Source organism: Mesorhizobium sp. M0854 (assembly GCF_040319815.1).
Lineage (GTDB): Bacteria > Pseudomonadota > Alphaproteobacteria > Rhizobiales > Rhizobiaceae > Mesorhizobium.
This window is the reverse complement of record NZ_JAMYOL010000003.1, coordinates 119,991-144,567: the sequence shown is the minus strand read 5'-3', so window position 1 is coordinate 144,567 and position 24,577 is coordinate 119,991. Positions and strand designations below refer to the sequence as shown.

The window sequence follows — 24,577 nt, the reverse complement described above, 5'->3', positions numbered from 1 at the left end:
TCTCGACATTGTTGCGCGGCAAGCATTGCGCCAGCAATCGCAATTCGAACGACCTCGATGAGGTTTTCTTTACGGGCCCTTCATCACAGACGAATAGACTGCAGTTCATCTGTGCCCGTGGTAGCATCGAAGAATAGGAAATGACCAAATCCATGCCGACCAGGCGGCCTCATCTTTTCGCGCTTCTCGGCGCGATCGTTGTGCTGATCCCTGGCGCGGCGATCGGCGGCAGCGTCGATGGGCAGGTCACGTCGGCGATCCCGATGACGGAGCCGCAGAACGATGCGCTGCAGCAGTCCCCTTCGCCATCCGCCAGCGTCGCGGCGCTGAAGAGCGCTCTCGATGCGCTTGCGGCAAACGACATTCAGCGCGCGCGCCAGGTGCGCGAAGCGCTGCCGGCCAAATCGCTCGATCGGCACATCCTTGCCTGGGCGATTGCGCTCTATGGCGGCGACCAGGTGCCGAGCGGCGACATCGCCGATGCCGCGAAAATGCTGCCGAACTGGCCGGGCACGATCGCCTTGCGCAAGAACAGCGAGCGCGCGCTCTATCGCGAGAACCCCGCGCCACAGGTCGTGGTGCGGGCGTTCGACGGCAGCCAGCCGCTGACCTTCGAGGGCGTGGTGATCCTTGCCCGCTCCTATGTAGCGCTGGGCGATACGAAGGCGGCGCGCTCGGTGCTGTCGCCATTCTGGCGCACCGAAAAGCTCGAAGCCACGGACGAGGCGGCGGTCATCCGCGAGTTCGGCGCGCTGATCCCGGCCGCCGACCATCGCTTCCGCATGGAGCGCATGTTTTATGCCGATCGGGTCGCTTCGGCGCTGCGCGTCGCCGGTCTCGCCGGCGCCCAGCAATTGGCCGATGCCTGGGCGGCAGTCACCAAAGGCGACAAGAACGCGGCCAAGCTGCTGAAGGCGGTGCCGGCAGCGCAGCGGGCGGCCGGCTATCTCTTTGCCGAAGCCGAATATCTGCGCAAGCAACAGAAATTTTCCGATGCCGCCGCGCTGGTGCTGAAGGCGCCGGGCGACCGCGACGCTCTGGTCGATGCGGACGCCTGGTGGGTCGAACGCCGGGTGCTGTCGCGCGAGCTGGTCGACCAGGGCGACATGAAGACCGCCTACAGAATAGTCGCCGCGCATGCCGCCGAAAGTCCCGCCAATGCTGCCGAGGCGGAATTCCATGCGGGCTGGTACGCGCTGCGCGGCCTCAACGACCCGAGCACCGCCGCCAAGCATTTTGCGCAAATCGCGGAGCTCGCCCAAGGGCCGATGTCGCTGTCGCGCGCCTATTACTGGCTCGGCCGTGCCGCCGAAGTCGGCGGGCCCGGCAGTGCCAAGGATTATTTCAGCCGCGCCGCCAGCTACGGCACGACCTTTTACGGCCAGCTCGCCGGCGAGCGCGTCGGCCGGCAGATCCTCAACATCGTCTACCCGCAGCCAAGTGCCGCCGACCGCCGGAATTTTGCCACCCGCGAGGCGGTCAGCGCCATCAAGCGGCTGCAGGAAGCCGGCTATGACCGCTATGCCGAGACGCTCTACCGCGACCTTGCCGGGCAGCTGAACAGCCCCGGCGAACTTGCGCTGCTTGCGGCGCTGGCGGAAAGACAAGGCAACCATTTCATGGCGCTGAAGGTCGGCAAGATCGCCGGCGCACGTGGCATCGATGTCGGCGCGCTGTCGCATCCGCTCGGCGTCATTCCCGACACCGCCAACATTTCCGGCTCGGGCAAGGCGCTGGCCTATGCGATTGCCCGCCAGGAAAGCGAGTTCAACATCGGCGCCGTCTCCAGCGCCGGCGCGCGCGGACTGCTGCAGCTGATGCCAGGCACGGCCAAGCAATTGGCGAAGAAGGCCGGCATGACTTTCTCGCAGGCCCGGCTGACCACCGATGCCGGCTACAATGCAACGCTGGGCGCCACCTTTCTCGGCGAGCAGCTCGGCCGTTTCGACGGCTCCTACGTGCTGACCTTCGCCGGCTACAATGCCGGCCCCGCACGCGCCGCCCAGTGGGTGACGAAATACGGCGACCCGCGCGGCGAGGACGTCGATGCAGTCGTCGACTGGATCGAGCGGATTCCCTATACGGAAACAAGAAGTTACGTTCAGCGCGTGATGGAGAATTATGAGGTCTACAAGATGCGTATCTCCGGCAAGTACGATATTGTCGGAGATCTGGTGAACGGCCGGGGGTGACGACCGGGCTTCAAACCAAGTCAGCTGCGATCCTTCGCGAATTTGTCGGTCACGGCGTATTTTGTTCTTGCTTTGTGCCGGCAGCTATGCTACTAAATTTCGGTATGGTGCTAATTGGCTCCAACGACCCGCCCCGGTTTTTTTGTTTCTGGCTATGAAGGTTCCGGACGTGGAGTTGGCGGGACAGCGGCCCGCTCTGTCCTGCCCTCCTTGCCAATCACCAGACATCCCCCCAAGCGCAGGGCAATCGCATTTGGATTCTTACGAAGATGGACCCCCACCCTAACCCTCCCCACAAGGGGGAGGGAATGCTGCCGCATGCCCTTACTTCCCCTTTTGGCGCCGAAAGGCAGGCAATTTGCCGAGGTCAGTGCCAACGGAAGTCTCCCTCCCCCTTGTGGGGAGGGGTTAGGGGTGGGGGTCCGTCGTAGAGCGAAAGCCTCGACTTTCCATCTGCAATAGCCCTGCCCCCAAGTGGGAAATCGGCAGCTTCGGGGACAGTGCCTTTCTGCATCCTACGAAACCTGGCGAAAGCGACTATGGCAGCCAATCTTCCCGTTGAGGGACCTCCAACGCCGGCGCCTTCCCTATTTGACCTTACCTGCCCCTCGCCTGTAGCAATCGAAGCGATCCGGCGGTGAGAGGAACGGAGTCTACATGCCAATCGAGCAGGGTTTTTCCGATTTCTTCTACGCCGCGCCGGACGGGCTGTCCCTGCACGCCCGCATCTACGGCGAAGCGAATTCCGGCCGCTGGCCAGTCGTTTGCCTGCCCGGCCTGACCCGCAATTGCCGTGACTTTCACGAATTGGCGCTTTTCCTGTCGACGCGGGCGAAGCGCAACGTCGTCGCCTTCGACTATCGCGGGCGCGGGCAGTCTGCCTACGATGCCGATATCGGCCATTACAATATCGGCATCGAGGCGGGCGATATCCTTGCCGGGTTGGCGGCGCTGAGCATCGAGGAGGCAGCCTTCATCGGGACGTCGCGCGGCGGGCTGGTCATCCATGTGCTCGGGGCGATGCGGCCGCCCGTGCTGAAGGCCATCGTCTTCAACGACATCGGCCCGGTGATCGAGGCGCAAGGTCTCGCCCATATCCGCTTCTATCTCGATCCCGCGCCCAGGCCGAAGACGTACGCAGAGGTGGTCCGCGGCCTGCGCAGCACCCATGGCGCGGATTTTGCGGCGCTGACCGATGCGGATTGGGAGCGGATGGCGTCAGCTCTCTGCCGCGAGACAGAGGAGGGATTTTTGCCCGATTTCGATCCGAAACTGGTCGAGACGCTGGCGGGGCTCGATCCCAGCCGGCCGCTGCCCGATCTTTGGCCACAGTTCGACGCGCTGGCGGCCATCCCGATGCTCGTCATACGCGGCGCCAACTCGAAGCTGCTGTCCGCCGAAACGCTCGAGCAGATGCGGACGCGCCATACCGATATCGAGACGATCACCGCCGACGGCCAGGGGCATGCACCGTTTTTGGAGTCCGGGATCCTGCCGGGCAGGATCGCTGGTTTTTTCGATCGGGCGGAGCAGCGGGGTGGCAGGAAGTAAAGCTCGACCGAGCGAAGTAATTCACGCGCAGGTTTTGCGTCGGTCAAAGCATTCCGGCGGCCGTTGATAGTTCCGTTGGAATTAGCGGTGAAATAATTTTATCGATGTCGGCGCTGCCCCTCATCCGCCGGCCGGCACCTTCTCCCCGTATCGCGACGGGGAGAAGGGAGGTGTCTGCAACGCTGGGGATTAGCGAAATCTTTCGCAAGGGCGCCTTTCTCCCCGTCGCTATACGGGGAGAAATGCCCGGCAGGGCAATGAGGGGCAGCGCAACCCTGAGCGGCCGGCTGATTTCTCACGTCAGATCCGTCAGGATTTGGCGCTTCTCTTCGCTGGCTTTGGGGCCTTGCTTGCGGCCGGCTCGCCTTTTGGCCCTCGCCTTGCCGGAGGTGGAGCAGACAAAGCGCTTGCGCCGCCACTGTCCGCGCCACTGCACCGCGGCGTCTCCAGCACAGTGACGCAGCCATCGAGGTCGTTGGTGGCCAGATGCGCGTAGCGCATGGTCATCGACAGCGTCTGGTGGCCGAGCCACATCTGCACACGCCTGATATCGATGCCGCCCTGGACGAGACGCGAGGCACAAGTATGGCGCAATATATGCGGCACGACCTGATCGTCGGCGCCAAGCCCGACTTCGGCCTTGGCATCGTTCCAGATGGCGCGAAACTGCGCTTGGCTGAGCTTGGTGAACGGGCCTTTGGGCCGGCGGCCCTCGGTGGCCGGCAGCTTGATCACCTCTTTTACCCGCTCGGTCATCGGGATGGTGCGGCTGCGGCCGGATTTGGTGATCCAGAAACTGACGCGGTGCTCCTGGATATCGTTCCAGATCAAGCCCAGCGCTTCGCCGAGGCGGCAGCCGGTGTCGACGAGAAAGACGGAAAGCCGATAAGCGTCCTCGCTGCGGCTCTTGATGGCGGCGAAGAGCCGGGCCTCCTCGTCTCTTTCGAGGAAACGAATCCGTCCCGCCCGCTCCTTCTGGCGGCGGAACTCGGGCAGGCTGTGGATATCCCCCATCTTGTAAGCCTTGCGCAGCAGTTTGCTGAGGGCAGCCATCTTCCGGTTGATGGTTGCGTTGCTGTTGCCGCGCTGGCGCAAGGTGCCGATAAGATTGTCGAGGGTGCTTTGGTCAAAGGCGCTGAAACGCTCCCCAAGGAGGATTTCGTCTATTTCGCCGATGAAGGAGCTGACATTGTATTTGTGCCGCCCGTCATCCCAAAGTATGTCCCGGTATGCTGAAAAAAGTTCTCCGATCCTGTGCGACTTTACTTCTCGTATCTTGTTGTAACTGTATTTTATTTTTGCAGTTTGAGAAGAAAACATCGAAAAATGATCAGAGGTTCCTCCCTCTTGAATCGCATCGTTCGTCATTATTCGCCACACCCCCGAGTGGATAGGCCTAGACCTACCTGCTTGGCGGTGCCCTTTCAAGAGTTTTAAGCGTTGCGGCCGATTTCATCCACCAGCGGCGGATCCCAACGACATCGTTCCACAACCCTGTTCAGCTACCGAACCCCCTTTTCCTTCTGTTTGCGACCAGTCGCGAAAACAAAAACAGCCCGGGCGTTAAGGCGCCCGGGCTGGATTTCACTTGCCTTAAGTCCAGCCCTTAGAACGAGCGCTGGAAGCGGAGGAAGCCGCCAACGGCGTTTTTCTTGTCGCCCGGGATGCCGGTCCAGTTGTATTCATAACCGGGCAGCGAGTCGCTATCGATGTGGTGGCTGTTATGGGCCCAGTCCACTTCGGCCGTGATCGTGAAGCCGGGAACGATGTCGTAAGCGATATTGGCCGCGACGCCAGCTTCCTTGGCTTCGTCATACGACGCCTGGAGGTTGAACGAGGTCTTCTCGTTGATGGTGTAGGTACCACCGCCCCAGACTGCCCAGTTACCGCCCCACTGCTTGTAGAAGTTGCGCGGGAGGTTGTCGTCAGAGCCGTAGCCGGCCATCAAGAACAGCGACAGGTTCTGCATCGGCGTCACGTCGAGGCGAACCTTGCCGGCCCATTCTTCCAGGCTGCTGTCATAGGCAACAACACCGCTGATGGAGCCCCAGCCCTGCGTGTACTTCACGCCGCCAACCACATACGGAACATAGCTGTCGACCGAGTCGTGACCGAGATGGAGGGCAGTATTAGCGTCGTTAAGGATAAAGCCTTCACCGGTTTCCAACGAAGCCACGGCCGAGAAGCCGTTGCCGGCATCGAAGTAGTACTGGACGACATTGGTGTCGAAGCCGCCATACGGAACGATCGTATCCTGGATGACGTTGCCGGCGTAGCCGGTGAACGTGTTGAAGGCTGTTTCGTCCTTACCGACGCGAAGACCACCGAGCTGGATCCAGGCGAAGTTCAGCGAAACGCCCCTGCTGCCGAAGCTGGAGAATTGTAGGTCAGGGGTGGTCGGGTCGTTGTCGACATCAACTCCGTGATAACCGGTTCCCCAGTTGAAGCGGGTCTCGGTGTAGGTCTTCAAGGTGCCGAGCTCGGTTTCCTGGCCGGTGTAGGTCCTCAGCGTGAAGCGAGCCTGCTTGTAATAGCCGTCGTTGACGTTGTCTTCACCATTGATGGCGTCCAACAGGTCCTGATACCTGGCGCCGTCGAACGAGCCAGCCTGGCCCACGCCGATGTCATAGCGGACATAACCGCCGATGCGCAGGCAGATTTCAGTGCCGGGGATGTAGTAGTAGCCAGCGCCGTAGACGTCGCAGATCTTGACGTATTCAGCGGGTTCCGGCTCGGCGACGACGACGGCGTCGGCGGCGCGCGCACCGGAAACTGCGATCAGTGCCGCAGCGGAGCCGAGAAGAAGGCTCTTGATGTTCATTTTCTGACCTCCAGTCAAAAGTTAAAAAACGGGTCTGGGTATTCTTTGCTGAAGGACAGCGTTCCCTGCCCCATCCCCACTACCGAAAAAGATGCGCACCGCGCCGCTCCTTCAAACCCGACATTACCCATGAGACGGCGGCGTTCAACCACGATCGCACCGGCAAAAGGTTTGTGTTGGCGCTATACCCCGGCGTTGTTGCACAAATGACACGATTTGGCCTCACTCCGAAAGCTCCCGTTAACCAACGGCCCATCGCAAGCCGTTGCAAACCGCGGATTCCGGCGATGGTCGGCCCGAAATGTGACCATGGCCCGAGTCGCGAACCAGGGAATTGCCGTAGAATCGCCACATCGCCGCGCGGCGCTTTGGCAAAGGGTCGATTTTTCAAGGATAATAGCGCCGGCTTGTTGATTGTGCCGGCGCTTTTCTTTATCCACCGGCGCAACGGAGAGGTGGCCGAGTGGTCGAAGGCGCTCCCCTGCTAAGGGAGTAGAGGTCAAAAGCTTCTCGTGGGTTCGAATCCCATCCTCTCCGCCATCCTGCTTCGCGCTGCGCGCTTCGCAGGACAAGTCCAGCGAATCCCTCTCCGCGCGAAGCAGGATGCCCTCCGAAGCCGTAGCGAAGGAGGGCCGCTAGCCCCGAAACCCTGCTTCGCTCTGCGCGCTTCGCAGGACAAGTCCAGCGAATCCCTCTCCGCGCGAAGCAGGATGGATGTATTCCGATATCTTGGCGAGGGAGGGCCGGTTCGTGTGGTATGTGTACCTGCTGGAAAGCAAGACTGCGGAAGGCGAGCGCTATATCGGTGTGACCTCGGACCTGAAGCGACGGATCGCCGAGCATAACGCCGGAAAATCCAGCCATACCTCCAAATTCCTGCCATGGCGGATCGTGACCTGCATCGCCTTCTCGAACCAAGCCAAGGCGACCTCATCCGAGCGTTATCTCAAATCCGGTTCCGGGCATGCTTTTGCCAGCAAACGCCTCTGGTGACCATCTGCCGCTCCTCTCGTGATCGTGCAAAAATCAACGGTTTTCCCAAATAATAATGCAATCTCAGCTACTTACGACAGAAACACACGGCGCCAATTCCGCTCTTTCGTTCGATTCTGACTGGAGGTCAGAAAATGAACATCAAGAGCCTTCTTCTCGGCTCCGCTGCGGCACTGATCGCAGTTTCCGGTGCGCGCGCCGCCGACGCCGTCGTCGTCGCCGAGCCGGAACCCGCTGAATACGTCAAGATCTGCGACGTCTACGGCGCTGGCTACTTCTACATCCCCGGCACCGAAACCTGCCTGCGTATCGGCGGCTATGTCCGCTATGACATCGGCATCGGTGACGTCGGCTCATTTGACGGTGCAAAGACCACCGACCAGCAGGACGGCGACTCGCAGGATACCTACTACAAGCACGCCCGCTTCACGCTGAAGACCTGGACCGGCCAGGAAACCGAGCTCGGCACCTTGAAGACCTACACCGAGACGCGCTTCAACTGGGGTAACCACAACGATTACCTTGATGACAACTTCAATGGCGGTACGAGCGTTTCGCTGAACTTTGCCTGGGTCCAGCTCGGTGGTTTGCGCGTCGGCAAGGACGAATCGGCCTTCGACACCTTCATCGGCTACGCCGGCAACGTCATCCAGGATACGCTGGTCCCCTACGGTGGCTTCGACACCAACGTCGTTCAGTATTACTTCGATGCCGGAAACGGCTTCTCGGCCGTGGCTTCGTTGGAAACCGGTTCGGGCAGTGCCGCTGCGGATCCTGGCATTTTCCAAGACAGCAACAGCGGCAATGATTCCATCGACAGCTATGTCCCGTATGTCGTCGGCGGTATCAAATACACGCAGGGCTGGGGCTCGATCACCGGTGTCGCCGCCTATGACAGCACCTGGGAAGAGTGGGCCGGCAAGGTTCGCGTCGACGTTACGCCGATACAGAACCTGACATTGTTCCTCATGGCCGGCTACGGCTCTGACGACAACATCGACCGCAACTTCTACAAGCAATGGGGCGGCAACTGGGCAGTCTGGGGTGGTGGCACCTACACCATCAACGAGAAGACCTCGTTCAACCTCCAGGCCTCGGCTGACGATGACAAGAACTACGGCGTCGCCGCGAACATTGCCTACGATATCGTTCCCGGTCTCACGATCACGGCCGAAGTCGATTGGGCCCGCGACGGTCAGTTTGACAAAGCCTACGATCGCAACTGGACCAATGCCGACGACAAGGACAGCGTCGGCGGCATGCTCCGCTTCCAGCGCTCATTCTAACAGTCCGAGCCAGATTGAGATTGAACCCGGCGGGCAACCGCCGGGTTTTTCTATCAGGGCGACTCCGCTACCAAGCCGCGTGAGCATGGCGCCGGTTACAGGTCGCGATCGTTCTCTGCCAGTTGCTGATTCTACCGACTGATATCTGGCCGCACGCTTGGGAAATCCGCGTAAGCCTGCACGGTTCAGATATCACGATCCACGCAATGTGGACCGCCAACTCAAATCAAATCTCGGCGAGATCGCCAAGCGACTGGATCAGCGGCTGGATCGTACTCTCATATTTTTTCCAGCGCTTGACCGATGATGTATAGATCGGCTGCCGCACCTGCCAGCGGCTGGGGGTATTGACCGACCCGCTCCTCTCGAAAAAGCGCAGGCAGGAATCGTCCCAAGGCAAGCCGAGATGATCGATGAGACGGCGCGACTGCTTCTCCTGATCCGCAACCAGCGTCTCATAGCGGCTTTCGAATATCCGTCCGGGAAAGACCTTATTCCAATGCCGCATCAAGCGATCATATTCGCGGTAGTATAGGCCGAGTGTTTCAAGGTCGGCGTTGTAGCCGTGGTCCTTGGTGAAATGCAGGACGAAGCAGGACACGCAATTGTCGATGGCATCGCGGCGGCAATGAATGATGCGCGCGTTGGGGAAAAGAATTCCGATCACGCCGATAAACTCGAAATTGTGCGGCATCTTGTCGACGATGCGGAGTGCAGCAGGCGCGTGCTGGCGCAGATAGGACAGGTATTCTTCGGCCAGCGCCCTCGACTGATCCCTCGTCATCGACATGATCGAATTGCGCAAGTCCTCGTCCGACAGTGTTCTAAAGCCCATCGAGTTCGCGATTCGCCGCAGCTTCGTAAGTTCCCCTGCGCCATGGACATCCGGATGGCTCGCGCAGATCTGCTCGGTCAGCGTCGTCCCCGACCGGGGCATGCCCAGCACAAACACCGGCACTTCGGACGGACTGCCGTGGCCAGCCTTGGCTTCCAATAGTGACGGGCTGAATATCTCGATCATGGAATCGACGCTTCGGCGGTAGTACTCCAGGTCGAAATCGTGACCAGCCGCCTTTTTCGCCCTCTTGAAGTGATCCATCGCCTCTTCATAGCGCTCGAGATCGTTCAGCACTTTGCCTGCCGCGTGATGGAGCTGCGATGCAGCAACCGGTTCGAGCCTGGGATTGGACAGTTCGCGCAGGATAGAATCGAGCTCGGCAGGTTTTTCGGTGAACTTTTGCGTGTCGACCAGGTAATTGTAGGCTGCCCCAACATCGACACGACGTTCTATTGCCTGATCGAGATAGGCTCTGGCTTCATCCATGCGGCCGAGGCTGGTGAGCGCACCAGCCAGACCAATCCGGACCATGGGATGGTCGCCGTTGATCTTTAGCGCCTTCTCGTAAAGGGGCAAAGCCATCTCGGCCATGTCGAAGTTGACGTAGGCACGCGCCAGTCCGCAAAGCGCTTCCACCAGGTCGGGCTTCAATTCGCAGGCGCGCTGCAGGTGCCTGATCGCAAGCAGATTGTCGCCAAGCTTCAGACCGGCCTCTCCCAGGCTGAGGTGGAAATATGGATTTTGAGGCGTCTGGCTTACTGCCCGCGCAAAATATTTGAGAGCCAACTCATCGTCGACACCGAGCCCCAACGTGCCGAGTATATAGAGCGAAAGCGGGTGGTTGGGCGTGCGGGCGAGAACGCGATGGCATAATTCCTCCGCCTCCGGGAGCCGCTTGGCTTGCTGAAGTTCGAGCGCCTGTCGCAGCAGCATGTCGTCGGCTTGCGCGCGCGACGGCGGTTTCACTTTCGGCGGTTCCACTTTCGGCGCCGAACGGGACTTTATATGCTTGGACCACGCGGGCGGCAGTCGGTTGTTCATCATGTCTCGCTAGCAAAATGATCCGGGAGAATCCAGCCTGGCCTGAAGGGCTGGCCTATCCTGTCGGGCGCCCTCCTTGTTCAACGTTCGGCTAGGTCGCCCAAGGCGTCGATCAGCGGCTGGATCTTGCCCTCATAATTTTTCCAGCGCTTGACAGATGACCTGTAGATCGGCTGCCGGACTTGCCAGCGACTGGCCGTGTTGACCGATCCGCCCTTCTCGAAGAAGCGCAGGCAGGCATCGTCCCAGGGCAATCCAAGATAATCGATCAGACGGCGCGATTGTGCCTCCTGATCCGTAACCAGCGTTTCGTAGGGACTTTCGAAGATGCGTCCCGGAAAAACCTTGTCCCAATGTCGCATCAGGCGATCGTATTCACGGTAGTACAGCCCGAGCGTCTGCAGGTCGGCGATGTAGCTGTGTCCCTTGGAGAAATTCTGGAAAAAACACGAGAGGCAATTGTCGATGGCGTCGCGGCGACAGTGAATAATCCGCGCGTTGGGAAAGAGAAGGCCGATGAGGCCTATCAGTTCGAAATTCCGGGGCATCTTGTCGACTATGCGACGTGCGGTCGGCGCACGCTCACGAAGGTAGGACAGGTGCTCCTCGGCCAGGATTTTGGACAGGTCAGGGGTGATCGGCACCATCGATTGGCCCAAAGCCCGTGCCGAAAGCCTGGTGAGGCCGGTAGCATTTGCGGCTCGCCTTAGCTTTTTAAGTTCTCCTGCGCCGTGAACATCCGGGTGGCTCGCGCAAATCTGCTCGGTCAGGGTGGTCCCCGACCGGGGCATTCCCAATACAAACACGGGCAATTCCGATGGGCTTCCATGGCCCGCGTTGGCAGCCACCATGTCCGGGTCGAAGAGCTCGATCGTAGAGTCGACCCAGCGGCGATAGGCTTCCAGATCAAACCTATAGCCTGCGGCCTGCTTGCCTTTCTTGAAATGATCTATCGCGTCTTCGTAACGCCCAAGGTCGTTCAGCACCTTGCCGGCTGCGTGATGAAGTCTCATCGCACTTTCGGGGTCAAGCTTTGGGTAGCCCAGTTCGCGCAGGATGGACTCAAGTTCGGCCGGCTCTTCGGTGAATTTGCGCGTATGCACAAGCTCGTTATAGGCAGCGGGCATCGCGATGCGACGTTCGATCGCTTCTTTCAGATAGACTTCGGCTTCGTCCACGCGACCGAGACCGGTGAGTGCGCTGGCCAGTCCTGTCCGAACGCGAGGATGATCGCGGTTGATCTTGAGCGCTTTCTCGTAAACCGGGACAGCCATGTCAGCCTTGTCGAATTCGACGTAAGCGCGTCCCAATGCGCAAAGCGCCTCCAGCAAATCGGGCTTCAACTTCAATGCTTGCTGAATATGCCTGATTGCGGGCGAATATTCGCTGACTTTTAGATAAACTTCACCCAGACTAAGGTGATAAAAGGGGTTTTGAGGCTCCTCGCCGACGGCTCGGGCCAAATATCGCAGCGCCATTTCATCGTCGAGCCCGATGAATAGCGTGCCCATGATATACGAAGCCAAGGGATGGTTGGGCGTGCGCTCCAGCACGCGACGGCACAGTTCCTCAGCCTCGGCCAACCGCTTGGCCTGCTGCAAGCCATACGCCTGTCGCAGCAGCGCATCGTCGGCCTGCGCGCGCGACGGCGGTTTCGCTTTCGGCGGTTGCACGTTCGGCGCCGGGCGGGACTTTATGTGCTTGGACCAAGCGGGTGGCAGTCGGTTGCTCATCATGTCTCGCTAGCAAAATGATCCGGGAGAATCCAGCCTGACGTTCCCGCCTGCCGCGGAACTTGCGCAGGCCAAGCCGGCAGGCTAGCAAGAAGGCCCCCTTTCGAACGAGCCCTATCATGCGCCTGCGCCCTCCCCTTACGCCGCTCATCGACGCGCTTCCCTCCACGGTGCCGTTTGTCGGCCCGGAGGCGCAGGAGCGTGATCGCGGCCGCGCCTTTCGCGCCCGCATCGGCGCCAATGAGAGCAGTTTTGGCCCTTCCCCGCGCGTCATTGCCCGCATGGCTGAGATTGCCGGCGACATGTGGATGTATTGCGACCCCGATAATCACGATTTGAAGGTAGCTGCCGCCGGGCATCTCGGCGTCGGCGCCGAAAACGTCGTCATCGGCGAAGGCATAGACGGGCTGCTCAGCCTGGTGGCGCGCATGTATGTGGCGCCCGGCGACGCGGTGGTGACCTCGCTCGGCGCCTATCCGACCTTCAACTTTCATGTTGCCGGCGTCGGCGGCCGGCTGGTCGCAGTGCCCTACGAGAACGATCGGGAAAACCTCGACGGCCTGCTGGCGGCAGTGGCCAGGGAAAAGGCGCCACTGGTCTACCTGTCCAATCCGGACAATCCGATGGGCAGCTGGTGGGAAGCCGCCGAGCTCAGCCGCTTCATCGAAGCCTTGCCGGAGACCACAATGCTGGTGCTCGACGAAGCCTATGGCGAATTAGGGCCAACCTCAGCGCTGCCGCCGATCGATGTGGCGCCGCCGAACGTCATCCGCATGCGCACCTTCTCCAAGGCCTATGGGCTGGCCGGCATACGCTGCGGCTATGCGGTGGCCGAGGCCCAGGTGATTCGGGACTTCGAGAAGATCCGCAACCACTATGGCGTCAGCCGCATGGCGCAGATCGCCGGTGTCGAGGCGCTTGCCGATCAGGCCTGGCTGGATAGCGTGGTGGCGCGGGTCGCCGCCGGCCGCCGGCGTATCGCCGCAATAGCCGAAGCGAGCGGGCTGAAGCCGCTGGCTTCGGCGACCAATTTCGTCACCATCGACTGCGGCCGCGACGGCGCTTTCGCACTGAAAGTGCTGCAGGCGCTGTTGTCACGCGACGTCTTCATCCGCAAGCCGATGGTGCCGGTTCTCGACCGCTGCATCCGGGTCAGTGTCGGCCTCGACCACGAGCTCGACATCTTTGCCGAGGAACTGCCTGGCGCGCTGGCGGCAGCGCGAGGGAATTGAAGAGCCTTCGCCCTATGTGGCTGACCGGCGGCAACGCGGTTGAATTTGCACGGCGATGCGCCAGACTCGACTCAAACGATGGAGAGCGCGATGACCGATCGTACGGTGCAGGTACGCATTTACGGCAAGGTGCAAGGCGTCAGCTACCGGGTCTGGGCGCGGCGCGAGGCGTCGGCGCTTGGCCTTGCCGGGTGGGTGCGCAACGAAGTTGACGGCTCGGTGACAGCCTTGATTGCAGGGACCGATGCGGCGGTCTCGACAATGATCGAACGGCTTCGGGAAGGGCCGCCAGAGGCAGCGGTTTCGAAGGTCGATGTTGAGGAGATCGAGGCTCGCGACATGTCGGCCGATTTCAGGATTGTTGCCTAGCAAGGCATGGTCCTGCTCATTCGCTTCCATCGCACAAAGTTCTCGAGGGTGCAGATAGAGCAAATCTGAAGCCATTGCCCTGCCCGGACGCGCCTCTTGAATTAATTGAACGTTTGTTTTATTTTCCGCGAAAAGGTGGCTTGTCATGGCGCGTACGACTGGTTCCGACGGCGAAAAGACCGAAGCTGCGGTCCGCGAGGCAGCGGTCAGCCTGATTGCGCGTCTCGGCTACGAGGCAATGTCGATGCGCCAGCTGGCGGCCGAGGTCGGTGTCCAGGCTGCGGCGCTGTACCGCTACTTCCCGACCAAGCAGGACCTTCTGTTCATGCTGATGCGTGAGCATATGGAAGGCTTGATCGAGGCGTGGCGCGCAACACGCCCTGTCGGCGCCGATCCGGCAGCGCGGCTTGCCGCTTATGTCGAAAACCACATCGCTTTCCATATCGAACGCCGCCACTCCACCCATGTCTCGAACATGGAGCTGCGCAGCCTGTCGCATGAAAAACTCACGCAGATCCTGCGCATGCGCACGGCCTACGAGAAGGAGCTGCGCGCCATCCTGCGCGACGGCGTCGAAGCGGGGTTATTCAGCATCGAAGACACCGGGCTCACCGCCATGGCGCTGATCCAGATGATGACCGGCGTCATCGTCTGGTTCCGGCCGGGCGAACGGCTGTCGATCGCCGAAGTCACCGCTACATATCTAGCAATGACAATGCGCCTTGTTGGAGCAAAGAGCGATGGCGCCTCAACGAGCTACGACGCCGCGCCTCTATTTGGGCGCGCAAAGGACACTCTAGCAACTTGATTTCGCGCATGATCCCGATTTCGGGATCGTGCGCCGGGAGGAACGGCATGTACACGCATACGCTCAACTTCGGGCTTGACGAAGACATCGAGGCGCTGCGCGACCTGGTGCGGCGCTTCGCCCAGGAAAAGATCGCACCGATCGCCGCCGAGATCGACCGCTCGAACGAATTCCCGGCACATCTGTGGGCGGAGCTCGGCGGGCTCGGCCTGCTCGGCATCACCGCCGATCCCGATTTCGGCGGCACCGGCATGGGCTACCTCGCCCATGTCGTGGCGATGGAGGAGATTTCGCGCGCCTCGGCCTCGGTCGGCCTCTCCTACGGCGCCCATTCCAACCTCTGCGTCAACCAGATCAACCGCTGGGCGACGCAGGCGCAGAAGGAAAGGTATCTGCCTTCGCTCTGCAGCGGCGAAAAAGTCGGCGCACTGGCGATGTCGGAATCGGGTGCCGGCTCTGATGTGGTGTCGCTTCGCCTGCGCGCCGAAAAGCGCAACGACCGCTATGTGCTCAACGGCACCAAGATGTGGATCACCAACGGGCCGGATGCCGAGACGCTGGTCGTCTACGCCAAGACCGATCCGGAACTCAATTCGCGCGGCATCACCGCCTTCATCGTCGAAAAAGCCTTTGCCGGTTTTTCCGTGGCGCAAAAGCTCGACAAGCTCGGCATGCGCGGCTCGAACACCGGCGAGCTGGTGTTCGAGGATGTCGAAGTGCCGTTCGACAATGTCCTGCACGAGGAAGGGCGCGGCGTCGAGGTGCTGATGTCGGGCCTCGACTACGAACGCGCCGTGCTGGCCGGCGGGCCGGTCGGGCTGATGGCAGCGTGCCTCGACGTGGCGATCCCTTACGTGCATGAACGCAGGCAGTTCGGTCAGCCGATCGGCGAATTCCAGCTGGTGCAAGGCAAGCTCGCCGACATGTATGCGACGATGAACGCGGCGCGCGCCTACGTCTATGCCGTGGCCGCCGCTTGCGATCGCGGTGAGACGGCCCGCAAGGATGCTGCCGGCTGTATTCTCTTCGCCGCCGAAAAGGCAACGCTGATGGCGCTCGACGCCATCCAGCTTTTGGGCGGCAACGGCTACATCAACGACTACCCGACCGGCCGGCTTTTGCGCGACGCCAAACTCTACGAGATCGGTGCCGGCACCAGCGAAATCCGTCGCTGGCTGATCGGGCGGGAAATCATGGTGGAGGGCGCCTGATGGCGTCTTTTTGAGATTTTGCCAGAAGCCGCACGATGTGGCACACTTCGGAATATGTGCCACAACACAGGCGAGACGGACCATGGCTGGCAGAACGGGAAAGTCCGGATTTGACGAAGACCCGCAAGCACGGTTCGATGCCGGCGCTCGCAAAGCGCCGTTTCGGCTTCCGGCGAAACGCGAGCGTGTCAAGCTTGGCGAGGGCGGGCGCTTCGTCATCCCTGCCGCGATGCGCGAGCAGATGGGCGTGAAGCCTGGCGAGGATATGATCCTGCATGTCGAGAACGGCGAGCTGCGGGTAAGATCGTGGCTGCAGAATCTGCGACGCGTCCAGGCCGAATTGTCAGCGTTGAAACAGCCCGGTGAAAGCGTCGTCGACGAATTTCTGAAAGAGCGACGGGAAGAGCAGCGTCGAAGCGACAAGCGTCTCGACCGTCTTCACGCCGAAGGGACGACGGGAAAGCGGACGAAATGAAGCCCTATGTCATGGACAGTTCGGCGGCGCTCGCAATCCTGCTCAACGAGCAAGGCACCGATAATGCTTTGGGGTTCGCGCCGGATGCACAATGCAGTTCGGTCAATGCGGCCGAAATCATCGCCAAACTGATCGACAAGGGACGCAGCATGGAACAGGCTGCGGACGACCTCGCCAGTCTCGGCATGCCGATCGCCGTTTTCGACGACGCGATGGGCATCGCCGCCGGGCAGCTTCGCCAATTGACGCGGCATCGCGGCTTGTCGCTGGGCGATCGGGCTTGCCTGGCGCTGGCAATTCGCGAGAATGCCATTGCCGTCACCGCTGATCGCGATTGGGGCGACCTCGATGTCGGCTGCAAGATCGAGCTGATCCGGTAGCGCCATGGCTCCCCTCACCTCGCAGATGTCGCCCGCCTCCGATATTTTCCGCGCCAATGCCGAGCGCATGCGGGCGCTGGTCGCCGATATTGCTGAAAAAGCCGCCGCCATCGAGGGCGGTGGCTCGGAAGAGGCGCGTGAGCGGCACGTCTCCCGCGGCAAGCTCCTGCCGCGGCAACGCCTAGCCCAATTGCTCGATACAGGCTCGCCCTTCCTCGAAATCGGCCAGTTCGCGGCATGGTCGATGTATGGCGAGGACATCCCTTCGGCCGGCCTCATCGCCGGCATCGGCCGCGTCGAAGGCACCGAAGTGATGGTCGTCGTCAATGACGCCACGGTGAAGGGCGGTACCTATTATCCACTGACGGTGAAGAAGCATCTGCGTGCACAGGAGATCGCATTGCAGAACAATCTGCCTTGCGTCTATCTGGTCGACAGCGGCGGCGCCAATCTGCCCAACCAGGACGAGGTGTTTCCCGACCGCGATCATTTCGGCCGCATCTTCTACAACCAGGCCAACATGTCGGCCGCCGGCATTCCGCAGATCGCCTGCGTCATGGGTTCGTGCACGGCCGGCGGCGCTTATGTGCCTGCGATGTCGGACGAGACAATCATGGTGCGCAACCAGGCAACCATCTTTCTCGGCGGGCCGCCGCTGGTGAAGGCGGCCACCGGCGAGGACGTCACCGCCGAGGACCTCGGTGGCGCCGACGTGCACACAAGGCTTTCCGGCGTTGCCGACCACTATGCGCTCGACGACGAGCATGCGCTGGCCATATGCCGGCGTATCGTCAAAAACCTGAATCGGAACAAAAATGTAAGCCTGGCCTTGCAGAAATCGATTCCGCCGCTTCACGATCCACATGAACTCTACGGCATCGTGCCGACGGATCTGCGCCAGCCCTATGACGTGCGCGAGGTAATCGCCCGCACCGTCGACGGCTCCGAGTTCGATGAGTTCAAGCAGAATTATGGCACCACGCTGGTCACCGGTTTCGCCCATCTCAGCGGCATGCCGGTCGGCATCGTCGCCAACAATGGCGTGCTGTTTTCGGAAAGCGCGCTGAAGGGCGCGCACTTCATCGAGCTGTGCTGCCAGCGCAAGATCCCGCTGATTTTCCTGCAGAACATCACCGGCTTCATGGTCGGGCGAAAATACGAGGCCGGCGGCATCGCCAAGGACGGCGCCAAGCTGGTCATGGCGGTCGCAACGGCCAAGGTGCCGAAGGTGACCGTGATCATCGGCGGCTCGTTCGGTGCCGGCAATTACGGCATGTGCGGACGCGCCTATTCGCCACGCTTCCTGTGGATGTGGCCGAATGCCCGCATTTCGGTGATGGGCGGCGAGCAGGCGGCAACGGTGCTGGCCGTGGTCAAGCGCGAAGGCATCGAGCGCAAGGGCGGGGAATGGAGCGCTGAGGAGGAAGCGAAATTCAAGAAGCCGATCCTGATGAAGTACGAGCACGAGGGACACCCGCTCTATTCGTCGGCAAGGCTCTGGGACGACGGCATCATCGACCCGGCCAAGACCCGCGAGGTGCTGGCGCTCAGCCTTTCGGCCGCGCTCAACGCCGAGATCGAGGAGACAAAATTCGGCGTGTTCAGGATGTGAGATGAGCGAAATCGGCCAGAGGATTCGCATTCAAACCGGCGACATCACGAAGCTGGCGGTCGATGCCATCGTCAACGCCGCCAATACCTCTCTTCTCGGAGGCGCGGCGTCGACGGCGCTATCCACCGCGCGGCCGGCCCCGAGCTTGTGGCAGAATGCCGGACCTTGCATGGCTGCAAGGTCGGAGACGCAAAAATCACCAAGGGCTACAGGCTGCCCGCGCGCTACGTCATTCATACGGTCGGGCCGGTCTGGCAAGGTGGCAGCAAAGGAGAGGCCGAACTGCTCGCCTCCTGCTATCGCCGGTCGCTCGAAATCGCCGCCGCAAAGGACTGCCGGACGGTGGCGTTTCCTGCGATCTCGACCGGGGCCTACCGCTATCCGAAGGATCAGGCGACGCAAATTGCTGTCGGGACCGTGAGCGCCTTCATCGGCCAGAACATCGCTCCGGCAACCGTCATTTTCTGCTGCTTCGACGAGCCGACGGCCGAATTGTATCAGCGGGTCGTCGCTGCACTCGGCAGGGTGTGACCCTGCGCGGGAGACAACCCACCACATCTCCAGACTATTTTTTGCTTCTCGATCTGGCCAGACGAAAGAATCACGGCTATTGATCATCGCAAATACCAATGGGGATTGGGCGAAGATGAGGCGGCGAGTTTTTCAGAGAACAACTGTGCATTTACTTGCAGGGTTGCTTATATTAGTGACCCCTGGCATCGGCGCAGCGCAGTCGCTGGCGGGAAGCAAGGGCGAGACCCGTTTCTATCCCTATTTGCCGCAGAGCCCGAAGGATCCGTGTACCAGGGCCTATAAGGCCTATGTAGCGGCCGGCGGCCATTCAGCCTATGCAACCACTCCGTATTCCCGGGTGCGTTTTCTGTACATCATCTGCGGCTCGCGCTTGAATGCACCGTCACAGCAAGCTGCCGAAGAATTGGCGTTGAAATCCTGTCAGGCCGCCCGCAACAGTTACAGAGTTACAACAGGCGGCGGCTGCGAAATCGCTGCCTCCAAGTAGACGAATATATTTCAGTGTTTGGGGTTCAAATGGGTTTGGCAATGAAATCTTTATCAATCAAGCGAGCAACCATGTCGGTACTTGCACTGCTTGTGGCCTCTGCACCGAATGTCGGCGCCGCCGAATCGCTGGCGGGAAGCAAGGGCGACAGCCGTTTTCCGGTCTATTTTGCACCGGGTACAATCGGAGGCTGCGGCAAGAATTACAAGGACTATGTGGCGGTTGGCGGTCACTCGGCCTATGCGATGACGCCATTCAACTGGGCAACCGAATTCACTATTTGCGGTGCTTATCTGAATGCAACATCCCAGAAGGCTGCGGAGGCGCTGGCGTTGAAATCCTGCCAGTCCGCGCGCAGCAAGTACAAGGTCACGACTGCAGGGGCCTGCGCCATAGCTGCCTCCAAATAGACCGACACTCGTCGGCCTTCGACATATTCAATGGGTGGGAAAAATGAAATCTATAAGCGTCAAACAAGCAGTCTTCTCGCTAATAACCGGGTTGCTTCTAATCTCGAGCCCCAATGTCGGCGCGGCGGAATCGCTGGCTGGAAGCAAGGGCGACGTCCGCTTCTACCCGTATTTTCCGGCGACCGCGGATCGGCCATGCACCAAGGCATATAAGGCCTATGTCGCGGCCAGCGGCCATTCAGCTTATGCGACCACTCCGTATTCCCGGGTGCGTTCGTTGTACATCCTGTGCGGCTCGCGCTTGAATGCGCCCTCGCAAAAGGCTGCCGAGGATATGGCGATGAAATCCTGCCAGGTCACCCGCGACCGTTACAGGGTCACGACCGGGGGAGCTTGCGAAATCGCGGCCTCAAAGTAGGCAGGCCTCGCTTGCCTACCCTTTGACCGCCAGACTACAAAGCAGGGCATTGCCGCAGTTCGCGTGACGAGAATTCGCGCCGTTGGCGGCAGCTCTGCCTGTGGAGGCCCGATGTTCGCCAAGATCCTGATCGCCAACCGTGGCGAGATCGCCTGCCGGGTGATCCGCTCGGCACGCAGGATGGGTGTGCGCAGCATCGCCGTGTATTCCGACGCCGACGCTCACGCCCTGCATGTCGAAATGGCCGACGAAGCGGTGCATATCGGCGCCTCTCCCGCCAACGAAAGCTATCTGCGCGGCGACAAGATCATCGCGGCGGCTTTGGCCACAGGTGCCGCGGCCATCCATCCGGGCTACGGCTTTCTTTCGGAAAACCCCGATTTCGTCGACCAGGTGGTCGCGGCGGGGCTGATCTTCATTGGGCCGTCGGCGGCCTCGATCCGTGCCATGGGACTGAAGGACGCGGCCAAGCGGCTGATGGAAAAGGCCGGCGTGCCTGTCGTTCCGGGCTATCACGGCGAAGCGCAGGAGATCGTGTTGCTCGCCTCCAAGGCGCGCGAGATAGGCTACCCCGTACTGATCAAGGCGCGCGCCGGCGGCGGCGGCAAAGGCATGCGGCGCGTCGAGCATCCCGATGATTTTTCGGAAGCACTGTCGGGCGCGCGGCGCGAGGCGAAAGCCGCGTTCGGTGACGACCGCGTCTTGGTGGAAAAATATGTCGACAAGCCGCGCCACATCGAAGTGCAGGTGTTTGGTGACAATTTCGGCAACGCCGTGCATCTTCACGAACGCGACTGCTCGGCGCAGCGCCGCCACCAGAAGGTGATCGAGGAGGCGCCTGCCCCCGGCATGACGCCGGCACTGCGCAAGGCGATGACGGAGGCGGCGGTGAAAGCCGCCAAGGCAATCCACTATTCCGGCGCCGGTACCATCGAGTTCATCGTCGATGCCTCGCAAGGTCTGAAGGCCGACCGTTTCTGGTTCATGGAAATGAACACCCGTCTGCAGGTCGAGCACCCCGTCACCGAAATGGTTACCGGCATCGACCTGGTCGAGTGGCAGTTGCGGGTAGCCGCCGGCGAAAAACTGCCGAAGACGCAGAGCGAGATCGCGCTCTCCGGCCACGCCTTCGAGGCGCGCATCTATGCCGAGGACGCGGCAAGAGGGTTTTTGCCGGCGACCGGCACCTTGCACCATTTGAAATTTCCGCAGCCGGCACCGGAGGGTGCGACCATGCGCGTCGAAACCGGTGTACGCGCTGGCGATGCGATTTCGCCGTTCTACGATCCGATGATCGCCAAGCTGATCGTTCATGGCAAGGACAGACGGACGGCGCTCATCGCGCTTGGCACGGCACTGTCGCAGACCGAAATCGCCGGCTCGACGGTCAACACTGGCTTTCTTGCCGCGCTGGCCGCTGATGCGGATTTTGCGGCGGGCGATGTCGATACCGGCCTGATCGCCAGGCACCAGCAGGCGTTGACGGCGGTTCCGCCGCCGAGCGGTGAGACGATTGCCGCCGCGGCACTTGCCGCGTCCGGTGCGCGCGACTTGCCGTCCTCGGACGATCCCTGGTCGTCACTGGCCGGCTATGCGCATTTCCACGCTGTAGCGCGGAGCACCCTGCTGAAGTTTGGCGAGCAGGAGATCGGCGCGCGCGTGTCGGTGCGGCCGGACGGGCGGTTCGAGGTGGCGCTGGATGCGCCCTATGACAGCGTCAATTCGCGGGATCTCCGCGCGGCGCCTCGCCTCGCCCGCTGGCCGGGTCACGTCACGGTCTTCGATGGCGCCATCGGCTACGGTTTTGCCGTGCCGGATCCGCTGGCCCGAGCCGACGAAGCCGCCGCCGCTTCCGTCAGCCTGCGCGCTCCAATGCCCGGCCTGGTCAAATTGGTGCGTGCAGGCAAAGGCGAGTCCGTGATCAAGGGCCAGCCGCTGCTGATCCTGGAGGCGATGAAGATGGAGCACACCATTGCCGCGCCCCATGACGGGGTTATCGCCGAGATTGCTGCCGAAGGCGCGCAGGTAACCGACGGCACCGTGCTGGTTCGCTTTGTCGAGGAACCTCAGTTGACTGCTGTTTCCCTATCCACGAAGTGATCTCGAACGCGTGACAAAGGCGTCGCCAAAAAAATGTGGCCGGGTTTGACCCCCGGCCATGTTCGATTACAGCAGCGCGTCTTGCGGCGCCGCGGCCATCACGGCTGGATCGGCGCGTATTTGCCGTCATGCCACTGGTTGATGTCGTAGCTCGCGTTCTTGAGGTCGCCCTTCTCGTCGAAGGTGACCGAGCCGACAACCGTGCTGATCGGCTGGCCGTTCTTTAACGCTTCGGCGACTTTTGCCGGATCGTCGCTGCCGGCGCGTTTGATGCCTTCGGCGAAGGCCTGGATCACCGCATAGGAAAACAGCGTGAAGCCCTCCGGCACGAAGCCGCCGGCCTTGATCTTGGCGATGGCTTCCTTGGCTTCGGGCTTCGCCTGCGGGTCCGATGGGAAGACGAACATGGTGCCTTCGCCGGCCGGACCGGCAACCTGCCAGAATTCCGGCGAAGCGATCGAGTCCGGCATGATCAACTGGAACTTGAGGTTCTGCTCCGCCGACTGGCGCAGGATCAGGCCGGCTTCGGGGTGATAGCCGCCGAAATAGACGACGTCGGCTTTCAGCTCCTTGAGCTTGGTAACAAGAGCGGAATAGTCCTTCTCGCCAGCGTTGATGCCCTCGTAGAGGATTTCATTGAGACCGTTCTGGTTCATCGTTGCCTTCACGGCATCGGCCACGCCCTGCCCATAGGCGCTCTTGTCGTGCAGGATGACGACTTTCTTGCCGGCATATTTCTTGGCGATCCAGGGACCGATGAAAGCGCCCTGCGCATCGTCGCGCGTGTAGAGGCGCATGATCGTCGGCCAGCCGGCTTTCGCCGCTGCATCGGTCAACACCGGGTTCGAGGAAGCCGGACTCATCATCAGCGCACCGGCTTCGGCGTAGACAGCGGAGGCCGGGATGCTGGAGCCCGAGCAGGCGTGGCCATCGATGAACTTGACACCGTTGGCGATGATGCGGTTGGCGACCGAAACCGCCTGCTTCGGATCGCACTGGTCATCCTCGATGTCGAGCTTGATCTGGCGGCCGTCGACGCCGCCCGCCGCGTTGATCGCGTTGGCGGCGGCTTGCGCGCCTTGCTTAAACTGATCGCCGATGTTGGCAAGCTGACCGGTCATCGGTCCGACCACCGAAAAGGTGATGTCATCGGCGAAGGCGACCGGCGCGGTCATCATCAGGCCAAATATGGCTGCGCTGAAAATACTGAATTTCTTCATGGTGACACAACTCCTCCACTCTCGCGCGACCATCCCGGCCGCGCCTCTTCCAGAATGGCGGGAGAATTTCATCCTTCGCCGGAGCTGTCTAGACGCATCGTCGGCGCTCGATTGGGCCTGTAATGCGCTGTCCCAAAGACAAAGCCGCGCCAGCCTTGTTCCGGCCGGTCGCAGCTTTTCTCATCGAGCTTCCCGAGGTATCACCACCGGGATCTGCTCGCCTTCCCTGTTTGTACGGTTTATGGCGCGGCTCGTCCGCCGTGTTCTTGATCTTGTTGGCCCAGCCGTCTTGCGCGGCCTTGATTTTTCGGGCCCGGCCCTCTGCGCGGCCTTGACCCGAACCGTCCCTGTCGTGAGGTCAGTACCCCTTGTGAGGTCGATGCCGGCGAATTCAGTGCATCGTCATCCATTCGCGAGCTTCGCGCAGCGCCTTGGCGATCTCGACCTTCGACATGGCGGCAGACAATTCGGAGCGCAGTTCCGCGGCGCGGGCCGAACCCTTGATCGCGGCGATGTTGAACCATTTGTGGGCGGCGACGACATCGGTCTCGCAATCGCGGCCAGTCGCATACATCATGCCCAACTCGAAAAGAATATCGGCCTGGGCAGTTGCCCCCATGGCGCCGAAGCCGGCTTCAAGCATTTCAAAACGTGCCATTTCAAATCCCCTGTTCTGGCTCCCGAGAGCTGTCTCCGTCTGTCCCTCGGTGTCCTTGATTACCGTCGGGGGCGGCCGCTCTTTCGATGCTTTCGAGAATGCCCCGGAGGCTTGAATCCGTCGTTAAATGGCGTGCTTAACTTGAGGAAAACAAAGCCAAAACAAGAGGTAAACGCGAAAATTCGTTAAGGATACAAAGCCAGCAATC

General features: G+C 61.1%; 21 protein-coding genes, 1 tRNA gene and 1 pseudogene. 17 read left to right on the top strand and 6 right to left on the bottom strand.

The annotated features are described in order from the left end of the window. Positions 1 to 152: 152 nt before the first annotated feature. Both NKH99_RS06370 and NKH99_RS06365 read left to right on the top strand, forming a co-directional pair. Entirely contained in the window at positions 153 to 2,192 is a 2,040-nt protein-coding gene (locus NKH99_RS06370) for a lytic transglycosylase domain-containing protein (RefSeq protein ID WP_353013559.1), read from the top strand. A gap of 657 nt (positions 2,193 to 2,849) precedes the next feature. After that, positions 2,850 to 3,743, top strand: a complete 894-nt coding sequence (locus NKH99_RS06365) for an alpha/beta fold hydrolase (RefSeq protein ID WP_353013275.1) — start codon at positions 2,850 to 2,852, stop codon at positions 3,741 to 3,743. Positions 3,744 to 4,052: 309 nt separating this feature from the next. Here NKH99_RS06365 and NKH99_RS06360 read toward each other — a convergent pair whose 3' ends face one another. Both NKH99_RS06360 and NKH99_RS06355 read right to left on the bottom strand, forming a co-directional pair. Next, positions 4,053 to 5,111 (bottom strand): tyrosine-type recombinase/integrase, encoded by a 1,059-nt coding sequence (locus NKH99_RS06360; protein WP_502900010.1) that lies wholly within the window; start codon positions 5,109 to 5,111, stop codon positions 4,053 to 4,055. 238 nt (positions 5,112 to 5,349) lie between these two features. Beyond that, the gene (locus NKH99_RS06355) at positions 5,350 to 6,564 is read right to left on the bottom strand and encodes a porin (RefSeq protein ID WP_353013273.1); all 1,215 of its coding nucleotides are present in this window, start codon (positions 6,562 to 6,564) and stop codon (positions 5,350 to 5,352) included. A 449-nt stretch (positions 6,565 to 7,013) separates the two neighbouring features. On the opposite strand from NKH99_RS06355, the gene NKH99_RS06350 reads away from it, so the two are divergent. The 3 genes from NKH99_RS06350 (at position 7,014) to NKH99_RS06340 (ending at position 8,843) form a co-directional block, all read left to right on the top strand. Continuing rightward, a tRNA-Ser gene (locus NKH99_RS06350) sits at positions 7,014 to 7,104 on the top strand. Positions 7,105 to 7,314: 210 nt separating this feature from the next. Continuing rightward, entirely contained in the window at positions 7,315 to 7,557 is a 243-nt protein-coding gene (locus tag NKH99_RS06345) for a GIY-YIG nuclease family protein (protein ID WP_353013555.1), read from the top strand. Positions 7,558 to 7,691: 134 nt separating this feature from the next. After that, positions 7,692 to 8,843, top strand: coding sequence for a porin (locus NKH99_RS06340; protein WP_352449013.1), 1,152 nt, complete (start codon positions 7,692 to 7,694; stop codon positions 8,841 to 8,843). A 226-nt stretch (positions 8,844 to 9,069) separates the two neighbouring features. Here the strand turns inward: NKH99_RS06340 and NKH99_RS06335 are convergent, their stop codons facing one another. Both NKH99_RS06335 and NKH99_RS06330 read right to left on the bottom strand, forming a co-directional pair. Then, on the bottom strand, positions 9,070 to 10,722 hold the full coding sequence (locus NKH99_RS06335) for a tetratricopeptide repeat-containing sulfotransferase family protein (RefSeq protein ID WP_353013271.1): 1,653 nt from the start codon (positions 10,720 to 10,722) through the stop codon (positions 9,070 to 9,072). Between the two features lie 80 nt (positions 10,723 to 10,802). Further along, positions 10,803 to 12,455 (bottom strand): tetratricopeptide repeat-containing sulfotransferase family protein, encoded by a 1,653-nt coding sequence (locus NKH99_RS06330; RefSeq protein WP_353013269.1) that lies wholly within the window; start codon positions 12,453 to 12,455, stop codon positions 10,803 to 10,805. A gap of 119 nt (positions 12,456 to 12,574) precedes the next feature. Between NKH99_RS06330 and NKH99_RS06325 the strand changes: the two genes are divergently transcribed. The 12 genes and pseudogenes from NKH99_RS06325 (at position 12,575) to NKH99_RS06270 (ending at position 22,491) form a co-directional block, all read left to right on the top strand. Further along, positions 12,575 to 13,687 (top strand): pyridoxal phosphate-dependent aminotransferase, encoded by a 1,113-nt coding sequence (locus NKH99_RS06325; RefSeq protein ID WP_353013267.1) that lies wholly within the window; start codon positions 12,575 to 12,577, stop codon positions 13,685 to 13,687. Positions 13,688 to 13,777: 90 nt separating this feature from the next. Continuing rightward, positions 13,778 to 14,056 (top strand): acylphosphatase, encoded by a 279-nt coding sequence (locus tag NKH99_RS06320; protein ID WP_352771723.1) that lies wholly within the window; start codon positions 13,778 to 13,780, stop codon positions 14,054 to 14,056. A 145-nt stretch (positions 14,057 to 14,201) separates the two neighbouring features. After that, positions 14,202 to 14,864 (top strand): TetR/AcrR family transcriptional regulator, encoded by a 663-nt coding sequence (locus NKH99_RS06315; RefSeq protein WP_353013265.1) that lies wholly within the window; start codon positions 14,202 to 14,204, stop codon positions 14,862 to 14,864. A 47-nt stretch (positions 14,865 to 14,911) separates the two neighbouring features. Further along, positions 14,912 to 16,075 carry an isovaleryl-CoA dehydrogenase gene (locus tag NKH99_RS06310; protein WP_353013263.1) on the top strand — a complete coding sequence of 388 codons (1,164 nt, stop codon included), beginning with the start codon at positions 14,912 to 14,914 and terminating at the stop codon, positions 16,073 to 16,075. A gap of 82 nt (positions 16,076 to 16,157) precedes the next feature. Then, positions 16,158 to 16,550, top strand: a complete 393-nt coding sequence (locus NKH99_RS06305) for an AbrB/MazE/SpoVT family DNA-binding domain-containing protein (RefSeq protein ID WP_352540761.1) — start codon at positions 16,158 to 16,160, stop codon at positions 16,548 to 16,550. Then, entirely contained in the window at positions 16,547 to 16,930 is a 384-nt protein-coding gene (locus NKH99_RS06300; protein ID WP_023677795.1) for a type II toxin-antitoxin system VapC family toxin, read from the top strand. Before NKH99_RS06305 ends, NKH99_RS06300 begins: the two co-directional genes overlap by 4 nt. Positions 16,931 to 16,934: 4 nt before the next feature. After that, complete coding sequence (locus tag NKH99_RS06295; RefSeq protein WP_353013261.1) at positions 16,935 to 18,542, top strand: carboxyl transferase domain-containing protein; 1,608 nt, start codon at positions 16,935 to 16,937, stop codon at positions 18,540 to 18,542. Between the two features lies 1 nt (position 18,543). Then, positions 18,544 to 19,073, top strand: a pseudogene (locus NKH99_RS06290) (O-acetyl-ADP-ribose deacetylase). A 115-nt stretch (positions 19,074 to 19,188) separates the two neighbouring features. Beyond that, the gene (locus NKH99_RS06285) at positions 19,189 to 19,563 is read left to right on the top strand and encodes a hypothetical protein (protein ID WP_352566208.1); all 375 of its coding nucleotides are present in this window, start codon (positions 19,189 to 19,191) and stop codon (positions 19,561 to 19,563) included. Between the two features lie 71 nt (positions 19,564 to 19,634). Further along, positions 19,635 to 19,973 carry a hypothetical protein gene (locus NKH99_RS06280; RefSeq protein ID WP_353013259.1) on the top strand — a complete coding sequence of 113 codons (339 nt, stop codon included), beginning with the start codon at positions 19,635 to 19,637 and terminating at the stop codon, positions 19,971 to 19,973. A 43-nt stretch (positions 19,974 to 20,016) separates the two neighbouring features. Further along, positions 20,017 to 20,391, top strand: coding sequence for a hypothetical protein (locus tag NKH99_RS06275; protein WP_023677798.1), 375 nt, complete (start codon positions 20,017 to 20,019; stop codon positions 20,389 to 20,391). 111 nt (positions 20,392 to 20,502) lie between these two features. Next, the gene (locus NKH99_RS06270) at positions 20,503 to 22,491 is read left to right on the top strand and encodes an acetyl/propionyl/methylcrotonyl-CoA carboxylase subunit alpha (protein ID WP_352566152.1); all 1,989 of its coding nucleotides are present in this window, start codon (positions 20,503 to 20,505) and stop codon (positions 22,489 to 22,491) included. A gap of 98 nt (positions 22,492 to 22,589) precedes the next feature. On the opposite strand, the gene NKH99_RS06265 is transcribed toward NKH99_RS06270, so the two are convergent. Beyond that, positions 22,590 to 23,711 (bottom strand): branched-chain amino acid ABC transporter substrate-binding protein, encoded by a 1,122-nt coding sequence (locus NKH99_RS06265; protein WP_353013257.1) that lies wholly within the window; start codon positions 23,709 to 23,711, stop codon positions 22,590 to 22,592. Positions 23,712 to 24,102: 391 nt separating this feature from the next. Beyond that, positions 24,103 to 24,369: an SEL1-like repeat protein gene (locus tag NKH99_RS06260; RefSeq protein ID WP_010915070.1), complete on the bottom strand. Its 267-nt coding sequence runs from the start codon at positions 24,367 to 24,369 to the stop codon at positions 24,103 to 24,105. Positions 24,370 to 24,577: the final 208 nt, after the last annotated feature.

Bases quoted from the DNA above. Each gene is read 5' to 3' on its own strand.
- NKH99_RS06370 (WP_353013559.1), top strand. From the start codon at position 153: ATGCCGACCAGGCGGCCTCATCTTTTCGCGCTTCTCGGCGCGATCGTT.
- NKH99_RS06365 (WP_353013275.1), top strand. From the start codon at position 2,850: ATGCCAATCGAGCAGGGTTTTTCCGATTTCTTCTACGCCGCGCCGGAC.
- NKH99_RS06360 (WP_502900010.1), bottom strand. From the start codon at position 5,111: ATGACGAACGATGCGATTCAAGAGGGAGGAACCTCTGATCATTTTTCG.
- NKH99_RS06355 (WP_353013273.1), bottom strand. From the start codon at position 6,564: ATGAACATCAAGAGCCTTCTTCTCGGCTCCGCTGCGGCACTGATCGCA.
- NKH99_RS06340 (WP_352449013.1), top strand. From the start codon at position 7,692: ATGAACATCAAGAGCCTTCTTCTCGGCTCCGCTGCGGCACTGATCGCA.
- NKH99_RS06335 (WP_353013271.1), bottom strand. From the start codon at position 10,722: ATGAACAACCGACTGCCGCCCGCGTGGTCCAAGCATATAAAGTCCCGT.
- NKH99_RS06330 (WP_353013269.1), bottom strand. From the start codon at position 12,455: ATGAGCAACCGACTGCCACCCGCTTGGTCCAAGCACATAAAGTCCCGC.
- NKH99_RS06325 (WP_353013267.1), top strand. From the start codon at position 12,575: ATGCGCCTGCGCCCTCCCCTTACGCCGCTCATCGACGCGCTTCCCTCC.
- NKH99_RS06320 (WP_352771723.1), top strand. From the start codon at position 13,778: ATGACCGATCGTACGGTGCAGGTACGCATTTACGGCAAGGTGCAAGGC.
- NKH99_RS06315 (WP_353013265.1), top strand. From the start codon at position 14,202: ATGGCGCGTACGACTGGTTCCGACGGCGAAAAGACCGAAGCTGCGGTC.
- NKH99_RS06310 (WP_353013263.1), top strand. From the start codon at position 14,912: ATGTACACGCATACGCTCAACTTCGGGCTTGACGAAGACATCGAGGCG.
- NKH99_RS06305 (WP_352540761.1), top strand. From the start codon at position 16,158: ATGGCTGGCAGAACGGGAAAGTCCGGATTTGACGAAGACCCGCAAGCA.
- NKH99_RS06300 (WP_023677795.1), top strand. From the start codon at position 16,547: ATGAAGCCCTATGTCATGGACAGTTCGGCGGCGCTCGCAATCCTGCTC.
- NKH99_RS06295 (WP_353013261.1), top strand. From the start codon at position 16,935: ATGGCTCCCCTCACCTCGCAGATGTCGCCCGCCTCCGATATTTTCCGC.
- NKH99_RS06285 (WP_352566208.1), top strand. From the start codon at position 19,189: ATGAGGCGGCGAGTTTTTCAGAGAACAACTGTGCATTTACTTGCAGGG.
- NKH99_RS06280 (WP_353013259.1), top strand. From the start codon at position 19,635: ATGTCGGTACTTGCACTGCTTGTGGCCTCTGCACCGAATGTCGGCGCC.
- NKH99_RS06275 (WP_023677798.1), top strand. From the start codon at position 20,017: ATGAAATCTATAAGCGTCAAACAAGCAGTCTTCTCGCTAATAACCGGG.
- NKH99_RS06270 (WP_352566152.1), top strand. From the start codon at position 20,503: ATGTTCGCCAAGATCCTGATCGCCAACCGTGGCGAGATCGCCTGCCGG.
- NKH99_RS06265 (WP_353013257.1), bottom strand. From the start codon at position 23,711: ATGAAGAAATTCAGTATTTTCAGCGCAGCCATATTTGGCCTGATGATG.
- NKH99_RS06260 (WP_010915070.1), bottom strand. From the start codon at position 24,369: ATGGCACGTTTTGAAATGCTTGAAGCCGGCTTCGGCGCCATGGGGGCA.